The 24686-nt window shown below is 41.2% G+C and carries 22 protein-coding genes and 1 pseudogene; 16 read left to right on the forward strand and 7 right to left on the reverse strand.

Annotated elements, in window-relative coordinates:
• Nucleotides 1-345: 345 nt before the first annotated feature.
• From FXV78_RS15595 to FXV78_RS15615, 5 genes are all read right to left on the reverse strand, one after another.
• The gene (locus FXV78_RS15595) at nucleotides 346-2052 is read right to left on the reverse strand and encodes an AAA family ATPase (RefSeq protein ID WP_009244623.1); all 1707 of its coding nucleotides are present in this window, start codon (nucleotides 2050-2052) and stop codon (nucleotides 346-348) included.
• Nucleotides 2053-2113: 61 nt separating this feature from the next.
• Nucleotides 2114-2575, reverse strand: coding sequence for a hypothetical protein (locus tag FXV78_RS15600; RefSeq protein ID WP_004844877.1), 462 nt, complete (start codon nucleotides 2573-2575; stop codon nucleotides 2114-2116).
• Between the two features lie 214 nt (nucleotides 2576-2789).
• On the reverse strand, nucleotides 2790-3551 hold the full coding sequence (locus FXV78_RS15605) for a class I SAM-dependent methyltransferase (RefSeq protein ID WP_004844879.1): 762 nt from the start codon (nucleotides 3549-3551) through the stop codon (nucleotides 2790-2792).
• 53 nt (nucleotides 3552-3604) lie between these two features.
• The gene (locus FXV78_RS15610) at nucleotides 3605-4942 is read right to left on the reverse strand and encodes an MATE family efflux transporter (RefSeq protein ID WP_373157411.1); all 1338 of its coding nucleotides are present in this window, start codon (nucleotides 4940-4942) and stop codon (nucleotides 3605-3607) included.
• Nucleotides 4943-5189: 247 nt separating this feature from the next.
• A complete protein-coding gene (locus FXV78_RS15615; protein WP_004844881.1) occupies nucleotides 5190-6704 on the reverse strand; it encodes a flotillin family protein in 1515 nt (504 codons plus the stop codon).
• 114 nt (nucleotides 6705-6818) lie between these two features.
• Here FXV78_RS15615 and FXV78_RS15620 point away from each other — a divergent pair, with 114 nt between their 5' ends.
• From FXV78_RS15620 to FXV78_RS15630, 3 genes are all read left to right on the forward strand, one after another.
• Nucleotides 6819-7937, forward strand: coding sequence for a CdaR family transcriptional regulator (locus FXV78_RS15620; protein WP_004844882.1), 1119 nt, complete (start codon nucleotides 6819-6821; stop codon nucleotides 7935-7937).
• A 131-nt stretch (nucleotides 7938-8068) separates the two neighbouring features.
• Complete coding sequence (locus tag FXV78_RS15625) at nucleotides 8069-9460, forward strand: GntP family permease (protein ID WP_004844883.1); 1392 nt, start codon at nucleotides 8069-8071, stop codon at nucleotides 9458-9460.
• A 36-nt stretch (nucleotides 9461-9496) separates the two neighbouring features.
• Nucleotides 9497-10645, forward strand: coding sequence for a glycerate kinase family protein (locus tag FXV78_RS15630; RefSeq protein ID WP_023923600.1), 1149 nt, complete (start codon nucleotides 9497-9499; stop codon nucleotides 10643-10645).
• On the opposite strand, the gene FXV78_RS15635 is transcribed toward FXV78_RS15630, so the two are convergent.
• Nucleotides 10574-13228 (reverse strand): YfhO family protein, encoded by a 2655-nt coding sequence (locus FXV78_RS15635; protein WP_004844886.1) that lies wholly within the window; start codon nucleotides 13226-13228, stop codon nucleotides 10574-10576. The two genes, FXV78_RS15630 and FXV78_RS15635, sit on opposite strands and share 72 nt — an antisense overlap.
• Nucleotides 13212-13951: pseudogene (locus FXV78_RS18900) on the reverse strand (glycosyltransferase family 2 protein). The gene FXV78_RS15635 and the pseudogene FXV78_RS18900 overlap by 17 nt, the downstream one beginning before the upstream one ends.
• A gap of 670 nt (nucleotides 13952-14621) precedes the next feature.
• On the opposite strand from FXV78_RS18900, the gene FXV78_RS15645 reads away from it, so the two are divergent.
• From FXV78_RS15645 to FXV78_RS15710, 13 genes are all read left to right on the forward strand, one after another.
• The gene (locus tag FXV78_RS15645; RefSeq protein ID WP_009273766.1) at nucleotides 14622-17666 is read left to right on the forward strand and encodes an SrtB-anchored collagen-binding adhesin; all 3045 of its coding nucleotides are present in this window, start codon (nucleotides 14622-14624) and stop codon (nucleotides 17664-17666) included.
• 234 nt (nucleotides 17667-17900) lie between these two features.
• Complete coding sequence (locus FXV78_RS15655) at nucleotides 17901-18227, forward strand: YdcP family protein (protein WP_004843348.1); 327 nt, start codon at nucleotides 17901-17903, stop codon at nucleotides 18225-18227.
• 15 nt (nucleotides 18228-18242) lie between these two features.
• Complete coding sequence (locus tag FXV78_RS15660) at nucleotides 18243-18626, forward strand: YdcP family protein (RefSeq protein ID WP_004843349.1); 384 nt, start codon at nucleotides 18243-18245, stop codon at nucleotides 18624-18626.
• Nucleotides 18627-18712: 86 nt separating this feature from the next.
• Nucleotides 18713-19198 carry a DUF6560 family protein gene (locus FXV78_RS15665; RefSeq protein WP_004843350.1) on the forward strand — a complete coding sequence of 162 codons (486 nt, stop codon included), beginning with the start codon at nucleotides 18713-18715 and terminating at the stop codon, nucleotides 19196-19198.
• Between the two features lie 91 nt (nucleotides 19199-19289).
• Entirely contained in the window at nucleotides 19290-20681 is a 1392-nt protein-coding gene (locus FXV78_RS15670) for an FtsK/SpoIIIE domain-containing protein (RefSeq protein WP_004843351.1), read from the forward strand.
• Nucleotides 20674-21165, forward strand: a complete 492-nt coding sequence (locus FXV78_RS15675) for a hypothetical protein (protein WP_009905022.1) — start codon at nucleotides 20674-20676, stop codon at nucleotides 21163-21165. Before FXV78_RS15670 ends, FXV78_RS15675 begins: the two co-directional genes overlap by 8 nt.
• Before the next feature lie 149 nt (nucleotides 21166-21314).
• Nucleotides 21315-22511 (forward strand): MobT family relaxase, encoded by a 1197-nt coding sequence (mobT, locus tag FXV78_RS15680; protein WP_004843353.1) that lies wholly within the window; start codon nucleotides 21315-21317, stop codon nucleotides 22509-22511.
• 12 nt (nucleotides 22512-22523) lie between these two features.
• Nucleotides 22524-22658 (forward strand): DUF3789 domain-containing protein, encoded by a 135-nt coding sequence (locus FXV78_RS15685; protein ID WP_004843354.1) that lies wholly within the window; start codon nucleotides 22524-22526, stop codon nucleotides 22656-22658.
• Between the two features lies 1 nt (nucleotide 22659).
• The gene (locus FXV78_RS15690; protein WP_004843355.1) at nucleotides 22660-22881 is read left to right on the forward strand and encodes a hypothetical protein; all 222 of its coding nucleotides are present in this window, start codon (nucleotides 22660-22662) and stop codon (nucleotides 22879-22881) included.
• 73 nt (nucleotides 22882-22954) lie between these two features.
• Nucleotides 22955-23263, forward strand: a complete 309-nt coding sequence (locus FXV78_RS15695; protein WP_004843356.1) for a hypothetical protein — start codon at nucleotides 22955-22957, stop codon at nucleotides 23261-23263.
• Between the two features lie 87 nt (nucleotides 23264-23350).
• Nucleotides 23351-23647, forward strand: a complete 297-nt coding sequence (locus FXV78_RS15700; protein WP_004843358.1) for a hypothetical protein — start codon at nucleotides 23351-23353, stop codon at nucleotides 23645-23647.
• Nucleotides 23566-24069 carry an antirestriction protein ArdA gene (locus FXV78_RS15705; RefSeq protein WP_004843359.1) on the forward strand — a complete coding sequence of 168 codons (504 nt, stop codon included), beginning with the start codon at nucleotides 23566-23568 and terminating at the stop codon, nucleotides 24067-24069. The genes FXV78_RS15700 and FXV78_RS15705 overlap by 82 nt, the downstream gene beginning before the upstream one ends.
• Before the next feature lie 17 nt (nucleotides 24070-24086).
• Entirely contained in the window at nucleotides 24087-24590 is a 504-nt protein-coding gene (locus tag FXV78_RS15710; protein ID WP_004843360.1) for an antirestriction protein ArdA, read from the forward strand.
• The last annotated feature ends 96 nt before the right edge of the window (nucleotides 24591-24686 follow it).

Raw genomic sequence — 24686 nt, forward strand, 5'->3', positions numbered from 1 at the left:
GAGTTTCAGTAGCGTTTTTCACCTCGTTTTTGCCCTTGCGTAACAAATTTACTTTTTCTCTACTGTGCAGCGCTATGTATAATTATACACCATTTTCATGGTCTTGCATAAAATACATAGCACTGCATAACATTATTCAATACTATAATATGAAGCAGCAGAATACATTCTGAAACAGCACGTTAACCCGCCATATTATATACTTTTTGCGGAAGGAGTTCAAGCAAATCTTTCTCAGATATAGGAATGTCAAATATAAACTCGTTACTGTTCACATCAATTCCCGCCTATCCATGCCAAAAAAACGAAACTGCATTCTCACAGCTCCGTTTTTCTGTCATCTGATTATGTTTCGATGTAGGATTCCTCTGCCAGTTTTACCTTACACCGTTTCATATAACACGCAATCCCATATTTCAAAATTTTGTCCACTCCGTTTTCCCTAAGTTCCTCATCATACTTTCTTTCCTCTACCTGCTTTAAAGCTCTTTCACAGGCAACATCCAGGTTTCCGTCACCTGCATATTTCACTTCGATCAAAATTGCAGTTTCACTGTTCTCTGTTTCTATCAGGATATCGCTGTAGCCTTCTCCGGTTTCCTGATTGGAAAAGACTCCCCATTCTTCTTTGATACCCAAAATTCCAAGCAGAATACCATGATAAAAGTTTTCTTTCATTTCCTTTCTTACAAAGGTGTCCCGGATACTGATGGTCTTTTTCAGGTAACTTTCAAAAATATCTTCAACCTTCTTTTCCTCTCCGTTTTTCAGTGCCTTACAAAATCTGCCAAGCATATCCCCGTCTTTTGCAACACTTTCTTTGAAATATTCCATAATCTGGGTTTTAAAAATATCCCGAATTTCCAAATTTGGGATCCGTAGCTTAAACTTTCTCGCATCCACCTGACCGGACTGCGTTAAATACCCGGTTGCAAACAGTACACTCCAGATATTCTCAATGGACTCATACATTTCCTTATAAGTCAGTTCCGGATGAATGGTTTTTGTGATACTCTCCCCGGCCATCAAACGCTCAATCTCCCTCTTTGTGGTCAGATTTTTTGACTGCCGGATAAATTCCTTCACTTCTGCATTGCTACTTGTATTGATCCAGTAATTCTGAGGAATTGCTTCTCTGTTTGTACGCAGACTTCGAAGATAGGAAACTACATCCCATGGACAATATACGTCCACGTTTCCAAAGCGGTATCCATCATACCATTCTTTGATACTTTCATACTTATCCGCACATTCATAATACGTTAAAAGGTCACGTACCTCCTGATCTGTAAATCCAAAATATTCATCAAAATCGACATCTGCGATCGTAAAGGTTGTAAAATTATTAAGTCCTGTAAAGATACTTTCTTTCGAGATACGCATACATCCGGTCAGCACTGCAAGCTTCAGACTGCTATTTGTTTTTAACGCCTGTTCCAACAGATTGCGGATCAGAAATACCATCTGGTCATAGTATCCATTTGCAAAGGCTTTTGCCAACGGAACGTCATATTCATCAATCAGCAGGATCACTTTTGTGCCGTAATGCTTCGCCAGCAATTCCGACAGCCTTCTTAGTCCGCTGCAAAAAACAGCCTCACTCATGTTACTGTCCAAAAGCTTTTTGTAAGCCTCTTTATCATGTTCGCTCAAGCATTCACTATCGCAAAGAAACTGAAACGCTTCTGCCGCTCTCTGCATAATCTGCACAGCAAAATCAAAAGCGCCCTCATAAGCAGCTGCATTGATTCCTTTCAGGGAAACAGAGATCACAGGATATTTTCCCATATATTCGTCGCACAGCTTCGGATCTTTTAAAATTTCCAAACCATCAAAAATACTTTTATCTCCCTCTATGGAAAAAAAGTACTCCAGCATACTCATATTTAAAGTTTTTCCAAAGCGCCTTGGTCTGGTAAAGAGATTTACCATTCCACCATTACGGATCAGTTCAGAAATCAATCCTGTTTTATCTACATAATAATAGTTATCTTTTATAATCTGCTCAAAATTTTCCAATCCTACCGGAAGGCGTTTCTTTTCTTCACCCATGTTATTCACACCCCTTCTCTGTTGATTATATTGTAACAAAGATCCGCACAAAAGCCTATACCTAACTTTTCTCATCATTCTCAGTCAGTTCTTCTATGATTCCGCCAGGATTGATGATCCGATACTCCTGCATTCCGTACGTTGCAAAAGTATACTCTGAACGATAGGCTGTTTCACTGGCCAGCTTGTAAAATTCATCGAAAGTGATCGAATCATCTGCCTGACATGCCAGAGCGTACATACCTGCAACATAAGGTACGATGGAACTCATTCCGCCCCAACAGCTATAGGTATAATTCTCTTTTCCGCAATTAGATGCATGTGTACTTTTAGCGGTTGGAACATACACGCTTCCAAAAGGTGTTATGGCAGAATCATAGGGCATATAATTATTGAAGTCGGTTACATCTGTATAGGAGATTCTTGTCAGACTCTGGAATTTGTTTATTTTATTTTTGGGAATCAGACATAATACTTCGATATTGTTTTCTCTTGCTTTTCGAATAGCGTTGTTTAATTCCACGTCACCTTTTACTCTTTTGCCGTTGCCACACCGTGTATACGGGCAATCTGGTTTTCATCGGAGTAAGATTGATAGAATTTCAGGTTATCTTTGATTTCTGTATGGTCAACAAGCAATGGACTATCAATGACAGCAATACCAATACCTGTTCCTCCTAGATAAAAAATGCTTCCAAGCTTTATTCAAAATATTTCTACCACACAAGACTTTAATTTTAATCATTCTTTTTTGCCATAATACAGTACCAGTCAACCAGTTCGAATTCTGGCATTTTGAAATATGATGGGAAACAATACACAGAAATATTCGTATAACCCATCATCTTCAGTTTACTTAGAATCATCTCTTTCTTGATTGGATAATATTTTTCTTCAAATATTTCTCTTTGAACTATTTGATTCTCTTTTTCAAATGTATATAAAAGATTAAAAGTTATAGTGTCTTCAGAACTATAATCCCAGACTTGAACCAAATTGACTCTGCATTTCTTTGCAAAAACGGGATTATACAGATAGAATCTTCTTTTTTCATTCAAAATTTTTTCCCAATTTCTAGTATCCAGATATAAATATCCGCCTTTTTTTACCAACGAATTCATTTGCTCTAAAGCTGTAAGTACATCATCATTATTTACATGCGGCAATGAATTTCCCGTACTGGCAACACAGTCAAATTGTTTGCCTTCCCAGCAAGAAAGCTTCCTAAAATCACAACTCTTTAATTCAATCTCATATCCTGCCGCAGAAGCTTTTTCTTTGCATTTTCTTATCATTTCTTCGCTCAAATCGGAACCTGCAAGTTGAACACCCAACTCACATAACGGCAACGTTACACTTCCTGATCCAATACTAACGTCTAAAAAAGAATGAACATTCTTTCCTTGTAACAACGTTTTCCAATGTTTTTTATAGGCACTCCAATGGGTTTGATCTTCTAACAAATCATAAATATCGGTTCTGTCATATATACTTGACATTTCTTTTCTCCTTCAAATTCAATCACGATGACTTTTCAGCGGAATAAGAATTCTCAGATTTTAGCCGTCACGATGGCTTTTTTGAGCTTTCTCCGCACAAAACAGTAGCAGATTACTTGTAATACAATGGTAAGAAACCATGATGCAGGGTAGGAAATAAAAAGTACATCTAAAGAACGATGTTTTGGGAATACCCAAAATATCCAGACAATCCTGGTTCCTACTGTTCCGATTACAGACAGGAGCATTGGAACTGCTGAAAATCCCATGCCGCGCAGTGCTCCCGGAAACAGATCCATCAGTCCGCACATAAAATAAGTCACTGTCGTATACAGGAGAATCTCCATGCCGCATTGTATTACTGCTGCATCCGATGTGTAAACCCGCAAAAGCTGCGGCCCCATCAGATAGGATCCGCCTCCCATAACAATTGAGACTGCTACCGACAAAAGGATACAGTTTCGAAGAATTTTATCCATTCGTTTCCACTTTCCAACACTGTAATTCTGACTGGTAAAGCTCATACAGGCCTGTGTGATGGAATTTACGGATGCAAACAAAAATCCAAAAATATTGTTGGCAGCAGTATATCCAGCCATTGCCACAGAACCGAATGAATTTACAGAGGATTGCAAAAGGACATTCGAAAAATTGATCACCGTACTTTGGATTCCGGCCGGAATTCCTACCTGAAAAATCTGCTTTAAATAAATCCATTTCAATCCCATCCTAGAAAATCTGAATTGATAGCTGCTGTCTGACCTGTAGAGACACCGAAGCACTAACATACAGGAAATCATCTGTGCGATTACGGTCGCAATCGCGACTCCTGCAACTCCAAGATGCAGAACGATGACTAAAAACATATTCAGCAATGCATTTGTTACGCCCGCAATCATCAAGAAAAAAAGCGGACGTTTCGTATCTCCTACTGCACGGAGAATGGCAGCTCCATAATTGTAGAGCATAAAAAACGGCATTCCGGCAAAATAAATCCGCATATACAGAGCAGATTGTTCAATTACATCTGCAGGCGTATCCATAAGTTCCAAAGCGGTCCTTGAGAAGAACAAACCGACAAAAACCATTACAATTCCGCTGGTCAAAGCGAATGTAATTGCGGTATGTACAGTCTCTGACATCTTCTTTTCCTGACCTGACGCATAGAAGCGCGCGGCCAGAACATTTGCTCCAAGTGAAACTCCGATAAACAAATTCGTAAATACGTTGATCAAAGCAGTTGTTGATCCAACTGCTGCCAATGCCTGACTTCCTGTAAATCTTCCAACCACAATGATGTCTACGGCATTGAATAAAAGTTGTAAAATTCCTGATAACATCAAAGGAATGGAAAATGAAATCAACTTATCCAAAACGGTACCGTTACACATGTCTATTTCATATCTGTTTCTTTTTACTGCTGAATCCACAGTATCCCCCCTAACCTGAATTTTATAAATTACCAACACCATTATATATCAAAAATTCCATAAAGATAAGAGGAAAGTGTTATATTTTGCACTGCATCAAACTTATCACCGATTGCTGTTCCGCGTATCTTTTCTGAAATTAAAAAGGCTTTGTACCTTCACAAAGCCCTTTCCTTTCTGTCATCCAAATCCCTTGTATCTTTTGTGTCTATTCCGTCTCCTGCAATGTCTCAGATACGGATTGAGCAGCACCTTGTGCAATCTCTTCTCCTACCTGATCCAGTCCTGTAAAGTTGATGTTTTTTGTTGTTTTTCCTTCAAAAGTTTCTGCACGGATGATTTCGTTCATATCGATTCCGGTCGCTTCTTTTACGGATTCCATGACTTTCCCCATGATGATCGGTACATTTCCTGCAAGGTCAGATACCCCATCGCTGTTTCCGCCAATTACCGTGACTTTATCAATCGCAGATAATGGTTCTGCCACACTTTTTGCAATATCCGGAAGAACTCCTACGATCATTTCCAGAATTGCTGCCTGTCCGTATTTTTTCATAGCTTCTGCCTTTTTGTCCAGAGCTTCTGCTTCTGCCAGACCTTTTTGCCGGATGGCTTCTGCTTCTGCCAGACCTTTCGCACGGATGGCCGCAGCTTCTTTCTCTGCTTCGTACTGCTGTGCCTCGGCATCTTTCTGGCGGCGGTATAATTCCGCATCTGCATTCTGCATTTCTGCATATTTGTCTGCTTCTGCTTTTTTACGGATCTCAGCATCCAGCTTTTTCTCAGCAACTTCGGCTTCTTTTGTCTGCAGTTCAATTTCTTTTTCCCGGCGGGCAATATCTGCTTCCTGTTCCCGGATTTCTACCGTTTTTCGGGAGGTTTGTTTCTGAATTTCGTATGCGGCATCCGCTTCGGCTTTTTTTGTATCTTCCCCAATTTTTAATTCAGCTTTGCGGATCTCCAGATCATTGTTACGCTGTGCAATAGCAAGTTCTGCTGCAACTTTTGCTTCACTGGCTTTGTTTGCAGCTTCTGCAGATGCAACCTCTACATCACGATCTGCATTTGCTTTTGCAACCCGTGCAGTCTTACGGATTGTCTCGCGGTTATCGATTCCAAGGTCATCGATCAGTCCGTCTTTGTCGTTGACATTCTGGACGTTGAAAGAAAGAATGCGGATTCCCAGTTCTTTCATATCCTGTTCTGCATTTTGTTTGACTTCCTGACTGAATTTTGCCTTGTCCTGACAAATGCTCTTTAAATCCATGGTTCCAATGATCTCACGGAGATTTCCCTGTAAAGATTCGGTGATCATAGATCGCACATCATCTGCCTTCCGGTTTAGAAAGTTTCGCATGGCAACGGCAGAAACCTGATTGTTGGAAACTTCCATTGCTACCTGGGCAATGGCATCAACTTTGATATTGATAAAATCTTTAGTTGGAATATAATCTTCTGTTACAACATTGATGTTGATCTGCCCGACTTCCAGCCAGTCAACACGTTCAAAAAATGGTACTTTAAACCCTGATTTTCCAAGCAGAACTCTTGGATTTTTTGACAGTCCGGTAATGATCGCCGCTTTATTCGGCGGAGCCTTTACATAGCCTGCAAATAAGAAAATAAGTAACAGTACTACAATCGGTATAATGATATATAACACTCTGACTCCTTTCCTTTGGATGACATCTAAAATACAAAATGGAAACTGTATTTTTCTCATTATAAAATGAGGACAGAACGGGTGTCAATCAAAAAAATACGGATTGAAAAAACTGGAAGTTTCCCAGGAATCTTGTTACAATTTAAGAAATAATGGAAAGGCAGGCGGGATAGGATGCTGGAGAATTCACTGGCGGAAAAACTAATCGAACAGGTTACAAAATACACCAGTTATAATGTCAATATTATGAATGAACAGGGTGTGATCATCGCGAGCCGTAATCCGGAGCGAATCGGGAAATTTCACGAAGTTGCATGGCAGATCGTGCATGGAACAACGGATATCATGGTCACTGAAAATGACAATGAATACCCGGGAGTATTAAGCGGGATCAATATGATAATCGAGATTGAGGGAAAACGGGAAGGCGTGGTAGGCGTGACGGGAAATCCAGATGAGATACGACCGATCGCACTCATTATCAAGATGGCGATAGAAACGCTGATCAAATATGAAAATCAGAAAATGCAGGCGTTTCGAAGACAGACAAGGAAGGACCGTTTCATGGAGATGTTGACGCAAAAGCAATATCGTGCGCCACAGGATATACAAAAGCTGGCAGCAGAATTGAATTACCGGGAGGATTTGATCCGAATTCCAATTCTTTGTCATCTGCAGTCCGCTTCAGATCAGGAGGCTTTCTTACATTCAATCAAGAACGGACGGGAACATCTTACGCAGGATATCAGTTTTCAGATGGAAGATCGATATATTTTGATCTTCAAAACACTAAAAGGGGAACATCTTTTTTCAGATTATAAATTTTTGCTTGCCGACTATTTGAAAAGTACGTTGAAATGGATGCGGGAAGAAGAGATTTGCTGTACATTCTACGTTGGAACCTTTCAGACCAGCTTTTCTCAGTATTATTATTCGTATCAGCATTGCAAATGGCTGGAAACTCACATTTTTGGAGAACATCAGGCGTTTTATTTTTATGATTTTATAGGAGAATATATCACCTCTTGCATTCCAAGACAGGAATTACAGCAGATTTTTAATGTGTTTGCACAGAAACTTCCGGAAGACTTTCGAAAAAATTATATTGAAATTGTGGGAAGTCTGATTCAGAATAATTTCAATATCCAAAATGCAGCGCGGCAGTGCTTTATGCATAAGAATACGTTTACCTACCGTTATAATAAAATAAGAGAGGTTCTGCGTCTGGACCATCAGCGTTCAATGGACGATACATGGATGCTGATCTGTTTGTATTTATACTTAAAATTATAGAACACATGTTTTGTGCGTGAAACACAAAATATGGAGAAAGTTTTGGTTGAAGTATTCTGAATTTTTGAAAAATATTCTGCTACAATGAATACAATTAAATAAAAGCAAAAAAAAACAAAGGGGGCTTTAATATGACAGGATTTCCACTTATCATCGCTTTTATTGTTGCAATTGTATTCATGATTGTAGCTATTTCCAAATTTAAGATTCATCCGTTCTTATCGATTATGGGTGTTTCTTTGATTCTGGGATTGGTGGCAGGAATTCCGCTGGTCGACCAGACCGCATCGGACGGAACTGTTACCAGTGGTCTGGCAACAGTGATTGGAGCCGGATTTTCCGGTACATTCACCAGTATTGGCATCGTTATTATTCTTGGAGCATTAATCGGAAGCATTCTGGAAGAGACCGGAGCTGCATTGAAACTTGCAGACATGGTCATCCATCTGGTTGGAAAAAACCATCCAGAGTTGGCTATGGAACTGATGGGATGGGTTGTTTCCATTCCGGTATTCTGTGATTCTGGATTTGTTATTTTGAATCCAATCCGAAAAGCATTGGTAAATCGTACCGGTGTGTCATCCGTTGCAATGTCCATCGCACTCTCCTGCGGTTTGTATATCTCGCATGTATTCATTCCGCCGACACCGGGGCCGATTGCTGCGGCATCGACACTGGGGATTGGAGATAATTTACTGATGGTTATGGGAATTGGAGCATTATGTTCTGTATTTCCTCTGATTGCTGGATATTTTTATGCAAAATACATCGGGAAAAAGGTAACAGCTGATGATGAAGCAAACTGTAATGATGTAAAGAAATCTTACGAAGAGCTGGTTGCTGAATACGGAAAACTTCCAAATGGATTTATTGCACTTGCACCGATTCTCATACCGATTCTTTTGATGGGAGCAAGCTCTATTGCATCAATGGCAGGCTGGTCAGGAACTGCAAATGACATTTTGAAGTTTTTGGGAACGCCGATTATTGCCCTTGCAGTTGGCACCATTTTCGGTGTGATTCAGCTTGTGGGTGCAAGGAGAATCGATAAATTTTATGATTTGACGAATGAAACATTAAAAACCGTTGGACCAATCTTGTTTGTAACAGCTGCAGGCGGTGTGTTGGGAAAAGTGATCGCTTCTACAAGTATGATTGATTATATTACACAAAATGCAGAATTGCTGGAGACAATAGGTATTTTCTTCCCGTTTATCCTTGCAGCGATTTTGAAGAGTGCACAGGGATCTTCAACAGTTGCACTTACGACAACAGCAGGAATCGTAGCTCCTATCCTGCCGGTTCTGGGACTGGATTCCCCGATACGGGCAACGCTTGCGGTAATGGCAATCGGGGCTGGAGCTATGACAGTATCTCATGCAAATGATTCCTATTTCTGGGTAGTTACCAATTTCGGCGCGATGACTCCGGAAAAAGGATACAAAACACAGACAATGGCAACGCTCGTGCTTGGTCTTTCCGGTATGCTTGAGATCTTTATACTGTCACTCTTCCTTCATTAGGGAAAAATACAAGATGAAAAAGGGAGGCTTCTCACTATGAAATTTTTATTTGCATCAGATTCTTTTAAAGGAACGTTATCTTCTGCGCGTATTGCAGAACTGCTTACGACAGCAGCAAAAGAATCCTTTCCGGATTGCACCTGTACCAGTATTGAGACTGCAGACGGAGGCGAAGGTACAACGGATGCTGTATTGTCTGCAGTTCAGGGGCAGCGGATTCCACTTGTGGTGTGCGGGCCTCTCTGGAAAAAAACAGACTGCTTTTACGGAAAACTGGATGAAGAACGTGCAGTCATGGAAATGGCGGCAGCATCCGGTCTTCCACTGTTGACAGAACCGGAACGAGATCCTGAAAAAACAACTACCTATGGAACCGGAGAAATGATCCTGGATGCATTGGATCGTGGTTTTCGGGATATTTCGATCGCAATCGGAGGATCGGCGACGAATGACGGAGGAATGGGATGTATGTGCGCCTTGGGAGTTCGTTTTCTGGATGAAAATGGCGAGATCTTGCAGGGATGCGGGGAAAATCTGGGTAAAATTTCTGAAATTGATGTTTCCGGTCTGGATTCAAGAGTTGCAAAGACAAAATTCACAGTCATGTGTGATGTCAATAATCCGCTCTGTGGGGAAAATGGAGCAACCTATACATTCGGTCCACAAAAGGGAGGAACCCCGGAGAGTTTAGCAAGGCTTGAGGAGGGAATGCTCCATTACCGGGATGTTCTTTTGAGAGAGTTTGGGGTGGATGTCAATGAAATTCCGGGAGCAGGTGCAGCCGGCGGTTTGGGGGCCGCACTGGTGGTCTTTTTAAATGCGGTGCTGAAATCAGGGATTGAAACGGTTCTGGATCTGGTTGATTTTGACAGCAGGCTTCAGGGTGTATCTCTTGTGGTTACAGGAGAAGGGCGCACAGACTGGCAGTCTGCGTTTGGAAAGGTACTGCATGGTGTCGGGATGCACAGCAAAAAGTACGGCATTCCGGCAGTGGCCATTGTTGGCTCCATGGGACAGGGTGCAGAAAGAATCTACGATTCAGGAATCGATTCGATTCTGACTACAGTCAATGCCCCAATGGAACTGCATGCGGCACTGGAACAGGCCGAAGAATTATATCTCAATGCGGCGAGACGTCTGTTTCGAATGCTGAAAGCCGGAAATGAGATGAAACAAACAGATTAAAATTCCTGCAAATGACAGGAGTTTTCCGGCAGCCGCGCCTGGTGCATGGTAGGAAATTTCGATTTTGTGTTTTCCCTGTTTCAGCGGAAAGCCCAGGAATGCAGTATTTACTTTTTCATAAGATACGTTCTTGCCATCCACCAGGACTTCAAAATGAGAGTCATAAGGAATGGTTGTGATAAAATAACTTTTTTGATCAACCTGGATCGTTCCCTTGAGCTGATTGCCTTTGGAAGCATTTTTATCCGCGTGAAATTCAGACTGATATAGTGTTTCGTTTGAAGCCGGGTCCTGCCAGGTTCCCAGAGAAAGCTGCAGATTGGAAAGCTGGTAGCTTCCTTTTCCAAGGGTGAGGGAGATCTGCTGCTGCCCTTTTTCCAATGGAACCGCATACGTAAATGTTGTGTTGTGGTTATAGTAAATGTGCGATCTGGCACTTAATTTATTCCGTTCTTTTTCCAGTGTGATGGATACGTCAGAAGATGGCTTCTTGTTTTTTACATGAAATTGCAGGAATAAAACATGCTCCTGCTCATTTTGTCCGTTCTCATTCCAGTTCGGAAATAAGTCTGCAAGATTTAAATGAAGAATCTCAGTCTGTTTTAATACTGCCGTTATGGTTTCGTCTGTTTGTGTCAGAGTGTTTCCGGTCTTTTGGAGAGCCGGAAGCGTCATTGTTCCGGATGTGATCTTCAGACTGTCAGAATCCGGAGTCTCTTTTTGTCCGCCTTTTTCTACTACAGCATAATCTAAAAGTGTAGTCTGATTGTACGGAAACGGTAATGTATCATAGGTCTGTTTATTTAGCAGCCGGTTCGTTGCATAGGCAATTGGTGATACATTGTCATTTTTCAGAACTTTCGTATTTCCGATTGTACAGTCCCATTGATAGCCGGGAACATCCTCCTGGGTGATCAGATATTTGATGCCCATAAACCGTTGATAGACAGGATTTCTGGAAACAGACTGCATTAGAAAATTCCGATAGGGCTCTTCCAGTTCAAACGTCTTTGTCCGAAATTCCTGATAATCTGCATTATATACAGAAGAATACACAGAGCTGCTGTACTGTCCGGTGCTCCAGATGCGATTGAGATCGGCAAACTCTTCTTTTGGGGTACCGATTTGTTCCATGCGGTAAAACTCTTGTTTTCGCGTGATAAATTCGGTTGCTTTTTTCGTTTCATAATCCGCTATTTTCTGATAAAAACCGGAATCCAGCATCGTGTCTGCCTGTGTCTGGAAAGACTGATCGTAGATTCCAAGGAACAGGATTGGCGGGATCAAAAGGCACAAAACACTTCCGGTGCGAAGGGATTTTCTGTTTGTCTGAATCCCGAAACGAGTCAATTCATAAAAGAGCAGGTAGCATCCCGCCATGATGACGACGTCCAGAGCAAGTAAGAATCGGCTGAAGGACGGCATGGATTCTGTGTTTCCGGTAAATATCAGTATGATCGTCAGAATATAAGGCAGAAGTCCGCGCCAGAGCGGGCGAGCTTCTTCCTGTTGTTTTTGCATATAGCAGGCGATCAGATAGCATAAAACCGGAAGAAACGGAATCAGAACCTTGTCCCGGATGTACAGTCCGCCATTGAGCAGATAAGAAAAGAACGGAATCGTCAGAATCAGGATCGTGCTCCAGATCAGGATCCGTTCTCCTCTTCTCTTCCAGGCAAGTCCGGCGATCAAAACGGTCAGGATCAGTGTGGTCAGTCCGATTGCATAAGGATGATAAAGGATCGAGGATAATTTTACTGTAGGAATAAAAAGGGAAAGATCTGTCGGTGTTGTTTCCCCTTCTCTTCCGCCGTGCAAAGCCATTGCGGTTGGGACTAAAAAGAAGGCGCTTAAAAGAATCGCGGTCAGGATCGGACCTAAAAACCGGATTCCGTCTCTGAGAAAATCAAGAAACCGGATTTTCTTTCCAAGCGAATCCTGCAGCATAAAGTATCGGTGCAGTCCGTATAAAATCAGGACCAGAATTCCGCCGATACTGAAGTAGAAGCTGGTCATGATCATCAAAAATACACCGGATAAATAGAGAAGCGGTTTTCCTTTTTCCAGGAAAGAATCCACACCCCAAAGAGCCATACACAGAAACGGCATATAATTGACAAACATAATCTGGTTGTAGGACTGAAAAATCATAGGTGCTGACAGCAAAAACAACAGTGCAGTCAGAAAGCTGACAGTCTGGGAGAACCCTCTTTTTATGAGCCAGAAGTAAAGCAATACAACTGCTGATGCAAGGCAGGTGAAGGATGCTGCAATCAGATAATCGCTCATTTTCACAAAAGGAAGCAGATAGGACAACAAAAAAACAGGACTGTACAGTCCATAGTAGGCAAAGTTATAAATGTTCTGTCCTCCTCCGATGCCCGCTGCAAATTCCGGGAAGAAGTCTCCGGTGTCATAAAACTGCTGTCGGAAATAATCCGGAAATACGCTGTGCTGGCTGATCCAGTCTACTTTTGAGCCGAATACACCATATCTCCCGCAAAATAACCAGCAGAAAAACAAAGTGAAAAGAATCAAAAGAAAAGGCATCCGCCATTGTTTGCATTTAGTGTTCGTATTCATAGTGTGTCCTCGTTTCCTCTTCGCTGGAATCTTTTAAAATAAAAATCGGCCGGTGTTTTGTCTCCAGATATGTCTTAGACAGGTACTGTCCTACAATTCCGGTACATAAAAGCTGCACGCCACTTACCATAAAGATGATGCAGGCAAGAGAAGGCCATCCGGATACAGGGTCTCCCCAGATCAAGGTCCGTACGATGATCACGATGATCATGACAAAAGAAACCAGACAGAACAAAAGTCCCAGTACAGATGCCAGTGACAATGGCGCCACAGAAAATCCGGTGATTCCTTCCATGGAATATACAAACAGTTTTCTTAAAGACCACTTTGTCTCTCCGGCCCGGTCAGAACGTCTGGTTGCCACGCTGTCATACTCCTCTTCTAACAGAATTTTTACATCTTCGGCAGCAGTGACGGCGGATCCTGCAGATCTACATCCATGACTGCAACATAATCTCCGCCGGCATTGGAAAGACCGGCATAAATGGCTGCTTCTTTTCCAAAATTACGGGAAAAAGAAAAGTATTTGCAGCGAGGATCTTTTTGGTGCAGCGCTTTCATTTCCAGCAGTGTATGATCAGTGGATCCATCGTCGATAACTAACAGTTCAAAGTCAATATTCTCCATTTGCTTCATAACGGGCTGCATTGCCTGATAATATACAGGCAGAGCCTCCTCTTCATTAAAGCATGGGATAATTACAGTAATTGTTTCAGTTTTCATATTCTGTCTACCTCCTGGAAACGATGATACTGGTATTTTCTTAAAAAAATCCAAAAGCAAATCTTAAAAATGCTTAAGAAAAATAGTATTTTTTTAAATTCGCTATAATATACACAGATCAAACAGCTTAAAATAGAAAAGAAAGGGATAAAAATATCCGGCAGGAGACAGCAAGCAGAAAGGCCAATCAGGATCTGAGCACTGCACTCCCCCATGATCTGCGTACACCGCTGACGATTTTGAATGGATATCTAGACCGGTGCCTGCAGAAAACATCCGATATCAGAAATGAGCATATGCTGAGAGTTCCTATTACCAGTGCAGTCATGACTGTGAAAGAGGACATTTAATATTTTAGAGGTGGGAAAATCGTATTTTTTGAGAAAAAAACACAATAAAAATCTGATTATCCGCTAAAACACAGTATCTATCAGCATTTTCAAGGAAACAAACACATCAATTTACTACTTATTTACTACTAACGAATGAGCCTTGATACGCAAGTTTTCCTAGATATGCAAAGATATGGTACAACACATCAGTATTGAAACAAGAAAAAATTGAATAACTTATAGACTATGGAACGCCTAACATGACGTTCCTTTTCTATTTCCAGCCGTTCTTATTGGACGGCTATTTTATTACCCAAAATGAAAGGAGCATTAGATTTATGAAAAAGATGTTAAAACGATTGTGTACTGGCTTCTTAGCTCTTGCAACTGTCGTTACTACTTTACCGACGACACCCGTTCATGCAGAAAGCAAGCAATACTGGACGGAGTCAAAAGAGCGTGTCGGTATCGTTGAAAAAGTAATGAATGACGGTTCGATTGGTTCTACTTTTAACGAGGGACATTTGACCGTCGAGGGCGAGGACGCTTACTGTATCGACATTAACACAGATTTTAGGAATGGCTACAAGACCAGAATTGACGCAAGCACCCGTATGAGTGCCGACCAGATAAGCGACGTTGCCTTATCTATCGAATATGTGAAACAGTACACAGACAGCCACAGCGGAATAAGCAACAATCACGCCTACCTTTTAAGACAGCTTGTTGTCTGGCAGAGATTGAGCGTACATCTTGGCTGGCAATGCGACAACGTGAGAGCTTCTTATGATGAAATTCCAAAGGCAACGCAGGACGAAGTTTTCTCTGGTGCAAGAGCCTTTGTCAAAGAAAATAAAGGACGTTATGAATGTGGCGGTTATATCTACTCTGGCGAGGGGCAGGAATTGGGGCAATTCTGGGCGAAGTTAAATATCGGAAATGCGAAACTTAAAAAGGCTACCAGTAATACCAGCATTACAGACGGTAACGGGAATTACTCTATCGCTGGTGCAACATACGGTGTCTTTTCTGATAAGAACTGCACGAAACAGCTTGCCACTCTTACGACTGATGAAAACGGAAATACAGATGTTGTAGAGGTAAAAGCAGGCACAGTCTATATCAAGGAATTATCCGCACCAGCAGGATATAAAGTAGATAAAACTATATATTCCTTAAAAGTTGAAGCTGGAAAAACAGCGACTTTGAAAGTATCTGATACACCAAAAGTAACGGACACGTTGATTGAGCTTTTCAAGATTGATATGGAAACACAGAAAGACAATCCGCAGGGGAACGCTTCTCTAGCAGGTGCGGAATTTACATGGAAGTATTATGCAGGCTTCTATAATAAAGACAATCTCCCTGCCGAAGCTACTCGTACATGGGTTACAAAGACAATCGCTGAAACAGACAGCGACGGGTCAACCCACTACATCACAAAATTTGCGGACGCATACAAAGTATCTGGCGATAGCTTCTATATGCAGGACGGTAAAGCGGTTCTTCCACTTGGAACGCTAACCGTTGAAGAAACAAAAGCTCCAAACGGATACTTGTTAGACGGTGCATATATGCAGGCTGGCGATAAGTCCGAACAGATAAAAGACTTATACCTTACACAGATTACCGAGGACGGCGACCTTGCCGTATTATCTGGAAGTAACCAGTTTTCCGTATCAGATAAGGTTATCCGTGGCGGTGTGAAAATTCAGAAACGAGATTTAGAAACGGGCGATACCAAACCACAAGGAAGTGCAACTTTAAAAGATACTGCCTTTGACATCATTTCCTTAAATGATAATGCAGTATTGGTTGAGGGCAAGCTCTATAAGAAAAATGAAGTGGTAAAGACAATTCGTACCGATATTGAGGGTATCGCTTCTACTTCTGCTGACCTTTTACCTTATGGAAACTTCCGTATCGTTGAGAGCGAAGCACCAGACGGATATTTGACAGACGGTGCAAAACCGATTGATTTTACAATCACAGAAAATGGAAAAATCGTGGACTTAACCGACGAAGCCCATTCTATCTATAATCAGATTAAGCGTGGAGATATTGAGGGTGTAAAAATCGGTGCAGGCACACACAAGCGTCTTGCTGATGTTCCTTTTAGGATCACAAGCAAGACAACGGGCGAAAATCATATAGTTGTAACTGATGATAACGGGCAGTTTTCCACTTCTTCTGAATGGGCTTCGCATAAGCACAATACCAACGCAGGCAAGACCAGCGAGGACGGTGTGTGGTTTGGAACTTCTGAACCAGACGACAGCAAGGGTGCATTACCTTATGATACCTACATCATTGAAGAAATGCGTTGCGACAGTAACAAAGGCTTTGAACTTATCCCACCTTTTGAAATCGTGGTATCAAGAAATAACCTTGTGATTGATTTAGGAACGTTGACTGATGAATACGAAAAAGAAATCTCTATCCATACCACAGCGACCAGCAAGGACGGCGAAAAAACTATCCTTGCAGGAAAAGAGGTAACAATCGTTGATACTGTCAAATTAAACGGGCTTACAAAAGGCACAAAGTATCAGTTGAAAGGTTGGCAGATGTTAAAGGAAGAAAACGCCGAGCTTATCATTGACGGGAAACGTGTAGAAAACGATTATACCTTTGTCGCTGATGATGAAGAAATGAAAGTGGAAATTTCCTATATATTCAATGCGTCTGCTTTAGGTGGCAAGAACCTTGTTACCTTTGAAGAATTGTATGATTTCAGCAATCCAGACGAACCCGTGAAAGTTGCGGAGCATAAAGACATTGAGGACGACGGGCAGACCGTACTTATCACAGAGCGTATCATCAAAATTCATACGACTGCTACCGATAAGGACGGCAACAAAGAGCTTGAAGCTGGAAAAGAGGTAACAATCATTGATACCGTAACCTTAGAGGGCTTAGAAGTCGGTACACAGTACAAACTGGTGGGCTGGCAGATGTTGAAAAAAGAAAATGCCGAGCTTCTTATCAATGGGAAACGTGTGGAAAGTGATTACACTTTTACTGCTGACAGCGAAACTATGAAAGTGGAAGTTGCCTTTACCCTTGACGCTACTTCCCTTGACGGCAAACAGCTTGTAACTTTTGAAGAATTGTACGATTTAAGCAATCCAGACGATCCGAAGAAAGTTACCGAGCATAAGGATATTGAGGATAAGGGACAGACGATTACCTTTAAGGAAAAGCCAAAAGAACCAGAGAAACCCGAAACACCACCGACACCAGAAAAGCCAAACAGACCGAGCGACAGTCCCAAAACGGGCGATAACACAAACCTTTACGGACTGCTTGCACTTCTTTTGACCTCTGGTGCTGGACTGGCAGGTATCTTCTTCTACAAACGCCGTAAAATGAAAAAATCATAAGGCGGTAACGGTATGAGAAAAGAAAAATCACGCTCTCCGCCGAAGTTGTCAAACGGCAGACTTCCGCTTATTCTGGCTTGTCTGCCAACAACCTGCAAGAACACGGATAGTCAAGGGTGCGTAAGCATTGATTTTACCCTTTACTATCTGTGGGATTGCTGGTACTTCCCAAACCGCCAGAATAAGAAATCACAATCAATTTATCAAAAATAGAAAGAAACGAGGTAAAACAATATGGAAATGAAATATGTCGTGCCAGATATGGTACAGTCTTTTGGAACTCTTGAATTTGCAGGCGAAAGTGAGCCAGTCTTTGAAAGAGATAAAAATAACCGCAGGGTCTTAGCAAGACGAAGCTATAACCTTTATTCTGACGTACAGAAAGGCGAAAATGTTGTGGTAGAAATTCCCGTGCAGGCTGGCGAAAAAAAGTTCAAGTATGAACAGAAAGTAAAACTTGTCAATCCGAAGTTATACGGCAGAGGTTATGCAATCGGGGATATGGGACATACCGATTATGTGTTAGTTGCTGATGATATTGTAGCAGTTGAAGAAAAGTAAAGGAGTGAAGAATTTATGAGATTATCAAACGGGTTTGTTATTGACAAAGAGAAAACATTTGGAGAATTAAAATTTACAGCGGTGCGTGATGTGTTCTTACAGAATGAGGACGGGACACCGAGTACCCAGCTTAAAAAGCGTATCTATGATTTGAAGTGCAGTTTGCATGGTGGAATTATCCCCGTGTCTGTACCGCCAGAAGTACCGTTAAGAGAATTTCCGTACAATGCAGTTGTGGAGCTTGTCAATCCAGTAGCCGATACGGTATCAAGAAAGACCTATACGGGTGCAGATGTGGACTGGTATGTAAAGGCAGAGGATATTGTATTGAAGAATAAAGGCAATCAAAACGTAGGCAGTCCACAGAACCATACACCGCAGGGACAGCCGAAAAAATAGGCTTGCTGAATAGATTTTCGTTGTAGCGGATATATAAAACTGTTATAATATGGGTATGAAAAATTTAATTATAAGGAGTGCTGTTTATGATAAGAGCTATTATATTTGCTGTATTCGTTGTCCCTATTATATCTCTCGTATTAGATAAGACACAAAAAGCAACTAAAAAAGAAAAATTCACAAATACTGTTTTTGTATCACACGCCTATCAAACAGTATGTCATATTTGTTCATTGATAATGGTAGGAATTGCAATAGCTTTAGGATTGTTCATGGGATTTGATAATACGGTGGGACACTCTGTTGTTTTTGCTATTTTTGTTCTATTGATTGAATTTTGTGCGTGGGCATTAAAAAGACATAAGGTAGTAATTGACGGAAATAATTTGCGTATTACTCCTGCTGTTGGAAGAACAAGAGAAATTTCATTTAATGATATTTCCCGTTGCACAGAAAAAGAGCAAATAGGATTGAAAATATTTGTAGGAAACAAAAAAATTTGTACAGTTTCTTGCGACTGTGTTGGATATAAAGAATTTCTTGAAATGTTAAAAGAGAAAAATTTACTCTAATACGTTTCGCCCAAATAAACAGTTATATTATTTTAGCAGTTAGTCTTAGGATTGACTGCTTTTTTCATACCCAGAAAGGAGTGATTGATTTATGCAAAAGATTTTTAACAAAGGACACCGTATCAGAGCCAGCGACAAGCACCTTGTCTACCACTTTTCCATAGGAACGCTTCTGTTTGTATTCGTGGCGGTTCTCCTGCTACTGAATATCAAACAGCTCATGCGTACTGATTGGGAACATTTCAGCTTGTTAGAGAACGGCTTGACGCTTTCCCCTTACAACTTCATAACTATACTGATAGCGACTGGTGTTTGTGCATTGGTCGTTTTTCTGTATTACCACTTCTGTTACGATAGTTTCAAGAAGCTCCTGCACCGTCAAAAGCTGGCAAGAATGGTACTGGAAAATAAGTGGTATGAAGCCGATACCGTACAAGACAGCGGTTTTTTTACTGACCTGCAAAGCAGATCAAGGGAAAAAATCGTCTGGTTTCCAAAGATTTATTATCAAATGGAAAAGGGACTGCTTCATATCCGCTGTGAAATTACGCTGGGAAAATATCAAGACCAGCTTTTACGGTTAGAGGATAAATTGGAAAGTGGCTTATATTGTGAGCTGACCGACAAGACCCTGCATGACGGCTATATTGAATATACCCTGCTTTATGATATGATAGCGAACCGCATTACCATTGATGAAGTACGGGCAGAAAACGGCTGTCTGAAACTGATGAAAAATCTTGTCTGGGAATATGACGCACTCCCTCACGCTCTGATTGCTGGTGGAACGGGTGGCGGTAAAACTTATTTTCTGCTGACGCTTATTGAAGCCTTACTGCATACCAACGCTGTCCTTTACATCTTAGACCCGAAGAACGCTGACCTTGCAGACTTAGGGACAGTTATGGGAAATGTGTATCACACCAAAGAAGAAATGATTGATTGTGTCAATGCCTTTTATGAGGGAATGGTACAGCGAAGTGAGGAAATGAAGCAACACCCGAACTATAAGACGGGCGAAAACTACGCCTATCTGGGACTGCCACCCTGCTTTCTTATCTTTGATGAATATGTGGCATTTTTTGAAATGCTGGGGACAAAGGAAAGCGTGGGCTTGCTTAGCCAGTTAAAGAAAATCGTTATGTTAGGACGACAAGCAGGTTATTTCCTTATCGTTGCCTGCCAGCGTCCAGACGCAAAGTATTTCTCTGACGGTATCAGAGATAACTTCAATTTCCGTGTGGGACTTGGGCGTATCAGCGAATTAGGTTACGGTATGCTGTTCGGTTCAGATGTGAAAAAGCAGTTTTTCCAGAAGCGTATCAAGGGGCGTGGCTATTGTGATATGGGAACAAGCGTGATAAGCGAATTTTACACGCCTTTAGTCCCCAAAGGACATGATTTTTTACAAACAATCGGCAGGCTTGCACAAGAAAGACAAGTCATGCCAGAACAACAAGGAAAGGAAGATGTGATTGAATAAGGACACATTAAATGTTTATCACGCACCCACAGAGAAAAACTACCTCTGTTTGTGCTTGAATACAGATATTTTTACAACGGATTGCAGGAAATATATGTTAGATTGTTTTTTAGATTATTCTGTCAATCCAAATCTGCGATTTCATTCAAGGATAGATAAAATCATTGATGATGTTATTCGTGAAAAAATCAACATTCCTCATAAGTTTAGAATGAGGTTGGAAAGTAGACATTGCGTTGAAAGCAGGATAATCTATTTTCGATTTCGAGTTTTAGATAAGGCTTGTCTGCAATGTAATGTATTTCTTAAAGGGCTGTCTGAAGAAATGAAAGAAGCACTTTCAGATGAAAGAATAGATTTTGCGGTTATCTATGAGGGCATACAAGGTTCACAGCAGGACACAGACACGGACGACAAGGACGGGTTTTGCGGTTCTCAACCGCAAGTTCCGTTCTTGGCGGACGGGGCTTGTCCCGTCCGCTGATAAAACCCCTCGGTATCTAACAGAGGGGTACGTTTACAAATAGACAATAGACAAAAAACATAGGAAACATAAGGCTTCTGGCATGATTTTCTAACAAAAATCGGCTGTGAAGTCGCCTTAAAAAACTTCACACTTTATAGATTGGGGGTATGGTTCTGAATGAAGAACAATGGATAAAAGAATTACGGGAGAAGCGGATTGCTTACGGTATCTCACAAGGCAGACTGGCGGTGGCTTCTGGTATCACAAGGGAATATCTCAACAAGATAGAAAGTGGAAAAATGAAGCCGTCAAAGGAACTTCTGGAAACTCTGTATAAAGAACTGGCAAGGTTCAATCCAGAAGCACCGCTTACCATGCTGTTTGATTATGTGAAAATTCGTTTTCCCACGCTGGATATACAGCACATCATCAAAGATATATTAAAACTGAATATCAATTATATGCTCCATGAAGATTACGGACATTACAGCTATACGGAGCATTATTCTTTAGGGGACATCTTTATCTATACGTCGGCTGACGAGGAAAAAGGTGTCCTTTTAGAGTTAAAGGGGCGTGGTTGCAGGCAGTTTGAAAGTTACCTGCTGGCACAGCAAAGAAGCTGGTATGACTTCCTCATGGACGCATTGGTAGACGGTGGCGTGATGAAGCGTATCGACCTTGCTATCAACGACCATACGGGCATTTTGGATATTCCAGAGCTTGCGGAAAAATGCAGGAAACGGGAATATATCGGAAAGTCCAGAAGTTATAAGTTTTACCAGTCGGGCGAGCTTATCAAGCACAGAGAGGACGACAGAGAATATATGGGACGCACCCTTTATCTTGGTTCGCTGAAATCAGATGTGTATTTCTGTATCTATGAAAAGGACTATGAGCAGTACGTCAAGCTGGGGACACCGCTGGAAGAAGCTGATATTATCAACCGTTTTGAGATACGGCTTCGCAATGAACGTGCCTATTATGCAGTACGGGATTTGCTGACCTATTATGACGCAGAGCAGACCGCCTTTTCTATCATCAACCAGTATGTGCGGTTTGTTGATGAAGAACCAGACAAGCGGAAAAATGACTGGAAACTCAATGACCGCTGGGCTTGGTTTATCGGCGATAACAGACAGAGCTTGAAGCTGACGACAAAGCCAGAGCCTTACACCTTAGACCGTACATTGCGTTGGGTACAAAGGCAGGTAGCACCGACCTTGAAAATGCTGAAAAGAATTGATAAGGGAAACGGTACAGACTACATGGAAACAATCGAACAGCAGGCAAAGCTCACAGAAAAACATGAAATGATAATCAAACAGCAGACGACCCCTGCAAAAGATTTGGTGGAAAGTTAGGAGTGATAAAAAATGTGGATATTATTAAAAGACTTCCTGCTGGTATCTCTGGGAATGGGTATCGGCATAGTCTTGATGTGTATTTTGACTGTCGGCAAAGAAGCTGACTGTGAAATGAAACAATTAGAAGAAAGAGAGGACAAATAACATGAATTTCGGAAACAATTTGTATCAATGGTTTTTATCAAACGCACAGAGCTTGGTGCTTATGGCGATTGTGGTTATCGGTATCTACTTAGGGTTCAAGCGTGAGTTTTCCAAACTTATCGGCTTCTTGGTAGTTGCCTTGATTGCTGTCGGTTTGGTATTTAACGCCGGCGGTGTGAAAGATGTACTGTTAGAGCTATTCAACAAGATTATCGGTGCATAAATTTTTATTGTGATGTTGTTAATGGGGTGATATAATATGGATATAAAAATACAACTTTAGGAAGTGATATTTTATGTTAGGATTTAGTATAATGATGTGGTTTGTTTCTGCTATCCTTATATTCGTGAGTATTTCTTTATTAAAGGGAAATTACTCTTTTGTTCATGGTAAAGTATTTGATACTACTGATAACAAAAAAGGATATGCAAAAGAATTAGGAAAACCTGTTTTATTCGTAGGGATTGGTATTTTAGTATCTGGGGTAATTGCGATTATAGTAAAAAATCATTCTATTCCTACCGCAGTTTTTTTCTTGGCAATTATAGCTGGTATTGCTGGACTATGGCTACACAAAATACAAAAAAACTTCCGAAAATTTTAGTTTACAAATTTATATTTATATGCAAAGCAGTTGGTCTTAGGATTGACTGCTTTTTTCTTACCTAAAATTTCAGATTGGAGTGATTACATGAACGATATTTTTAAGGATATGCAGGCAAAAGTCGGCTGTGAATACATTTCCGACCTGCCCTCTTACAAGCGTAAGGTGTGGCAGGAAATGAAACGGTTGAACCCTGCCGATTATGAAGAAAAACAGTTAGAAGATTTTTCAAAGTATGTGTTTGGTATGTCGTACCAGAGCTTAAAAGATGTGATGAAACAACAGAAAGGACGTGAGGAACAATGCAGGAAACAAGGGTGCTGGTGGAAACGAGAGGAACAACTGGCAAAGAAACAACATCATACTGGTTCGACCTGCCGATAGATGTTGCAGAGTTTGAAGAAAAGTTAGGTGTCGGTGCAGAAAGTCAAGATTACCGCATTATCGAAAAGGTACTGCCCTTTGCTGATGAAGTCCACGAACATACAAGCGTGTACCAGCTCAACGAACTAGATTTTATGTACCGCCAGCTTTCAAGCGATATGCAGGAAGAATATACAGCACTTCTTACCGTGTATGAAAACTTAGAAGCACTTTATATTTGCAGAAACGTGATTACGGTTTATCCCGACTGCAAAAGCATGATAGATGTTGCAAGGCAAAAGCTGATGAATGACCCGACATTCAAGCATTTATCCGAGGACTGTCAAGAATATTACTTTGACTTTGAAGCCTATGCTTCTCACTTGCAGGAACACGGGAAATTTTTAGTAACAGAACACGGTATCTTTGAACTGCCAGAGTAGGAAATGAGGTGGTGCTTATGATTGATGATATGGCGGTTTATATTGCTAATCTTGGCAAATACAATGAGGGCTATTTAGTCGGTGCTTGGTTCACTTTTCCTATTGACGAGGAAGATGTGAAAGAAAAAATCGGCTTGAATGAACAGTATGAGGAATACGCAATCCATGATACCGACAACTTCCCCATTGCGATTGGCGAGTATGTTTCCATTGAAGAACTCAATGAGATGTATGAAATCATAGAGGAACTTCCTGACTATATCGTAGAGTGTCTGGACGAATTTATCAGCCACTACGGGACGCTGGAAGAAGTTGTGGAACACAAGGACGATATTTATTATTATCCCGACTGTGAAACCATGACAGACGTTGCCTACTACTACATAGACGAATTGCAGGCACTTGGGGACATTCCACCCAGCTTACAGAACTACATTGACTATGAAGCCTACGGGCGAGATTTGGATATGGGTGGTTGCTTTATTGAAACAAGCCGAGGTATGTGCGAGATACCATATTAACGCTGGAAGATCAGCGACAAGCATGGTTGCTACTGACAGCGTATTTCTCTTTAAGGGACAGTCTGAAACATGGCTGTCCTTTCCATTTAGAAACTT

The sequence above is a fragment of the Mediterraneibacter gnavus ATCC 29149 genome, assembly GCF_008121495.1.
Lineage (GTDB): Bacteria > Bacillota > Clostridia > Lachnospirales > Lachnospiraceae > Mediterraneibacter > Mediterraneibacter gnavus.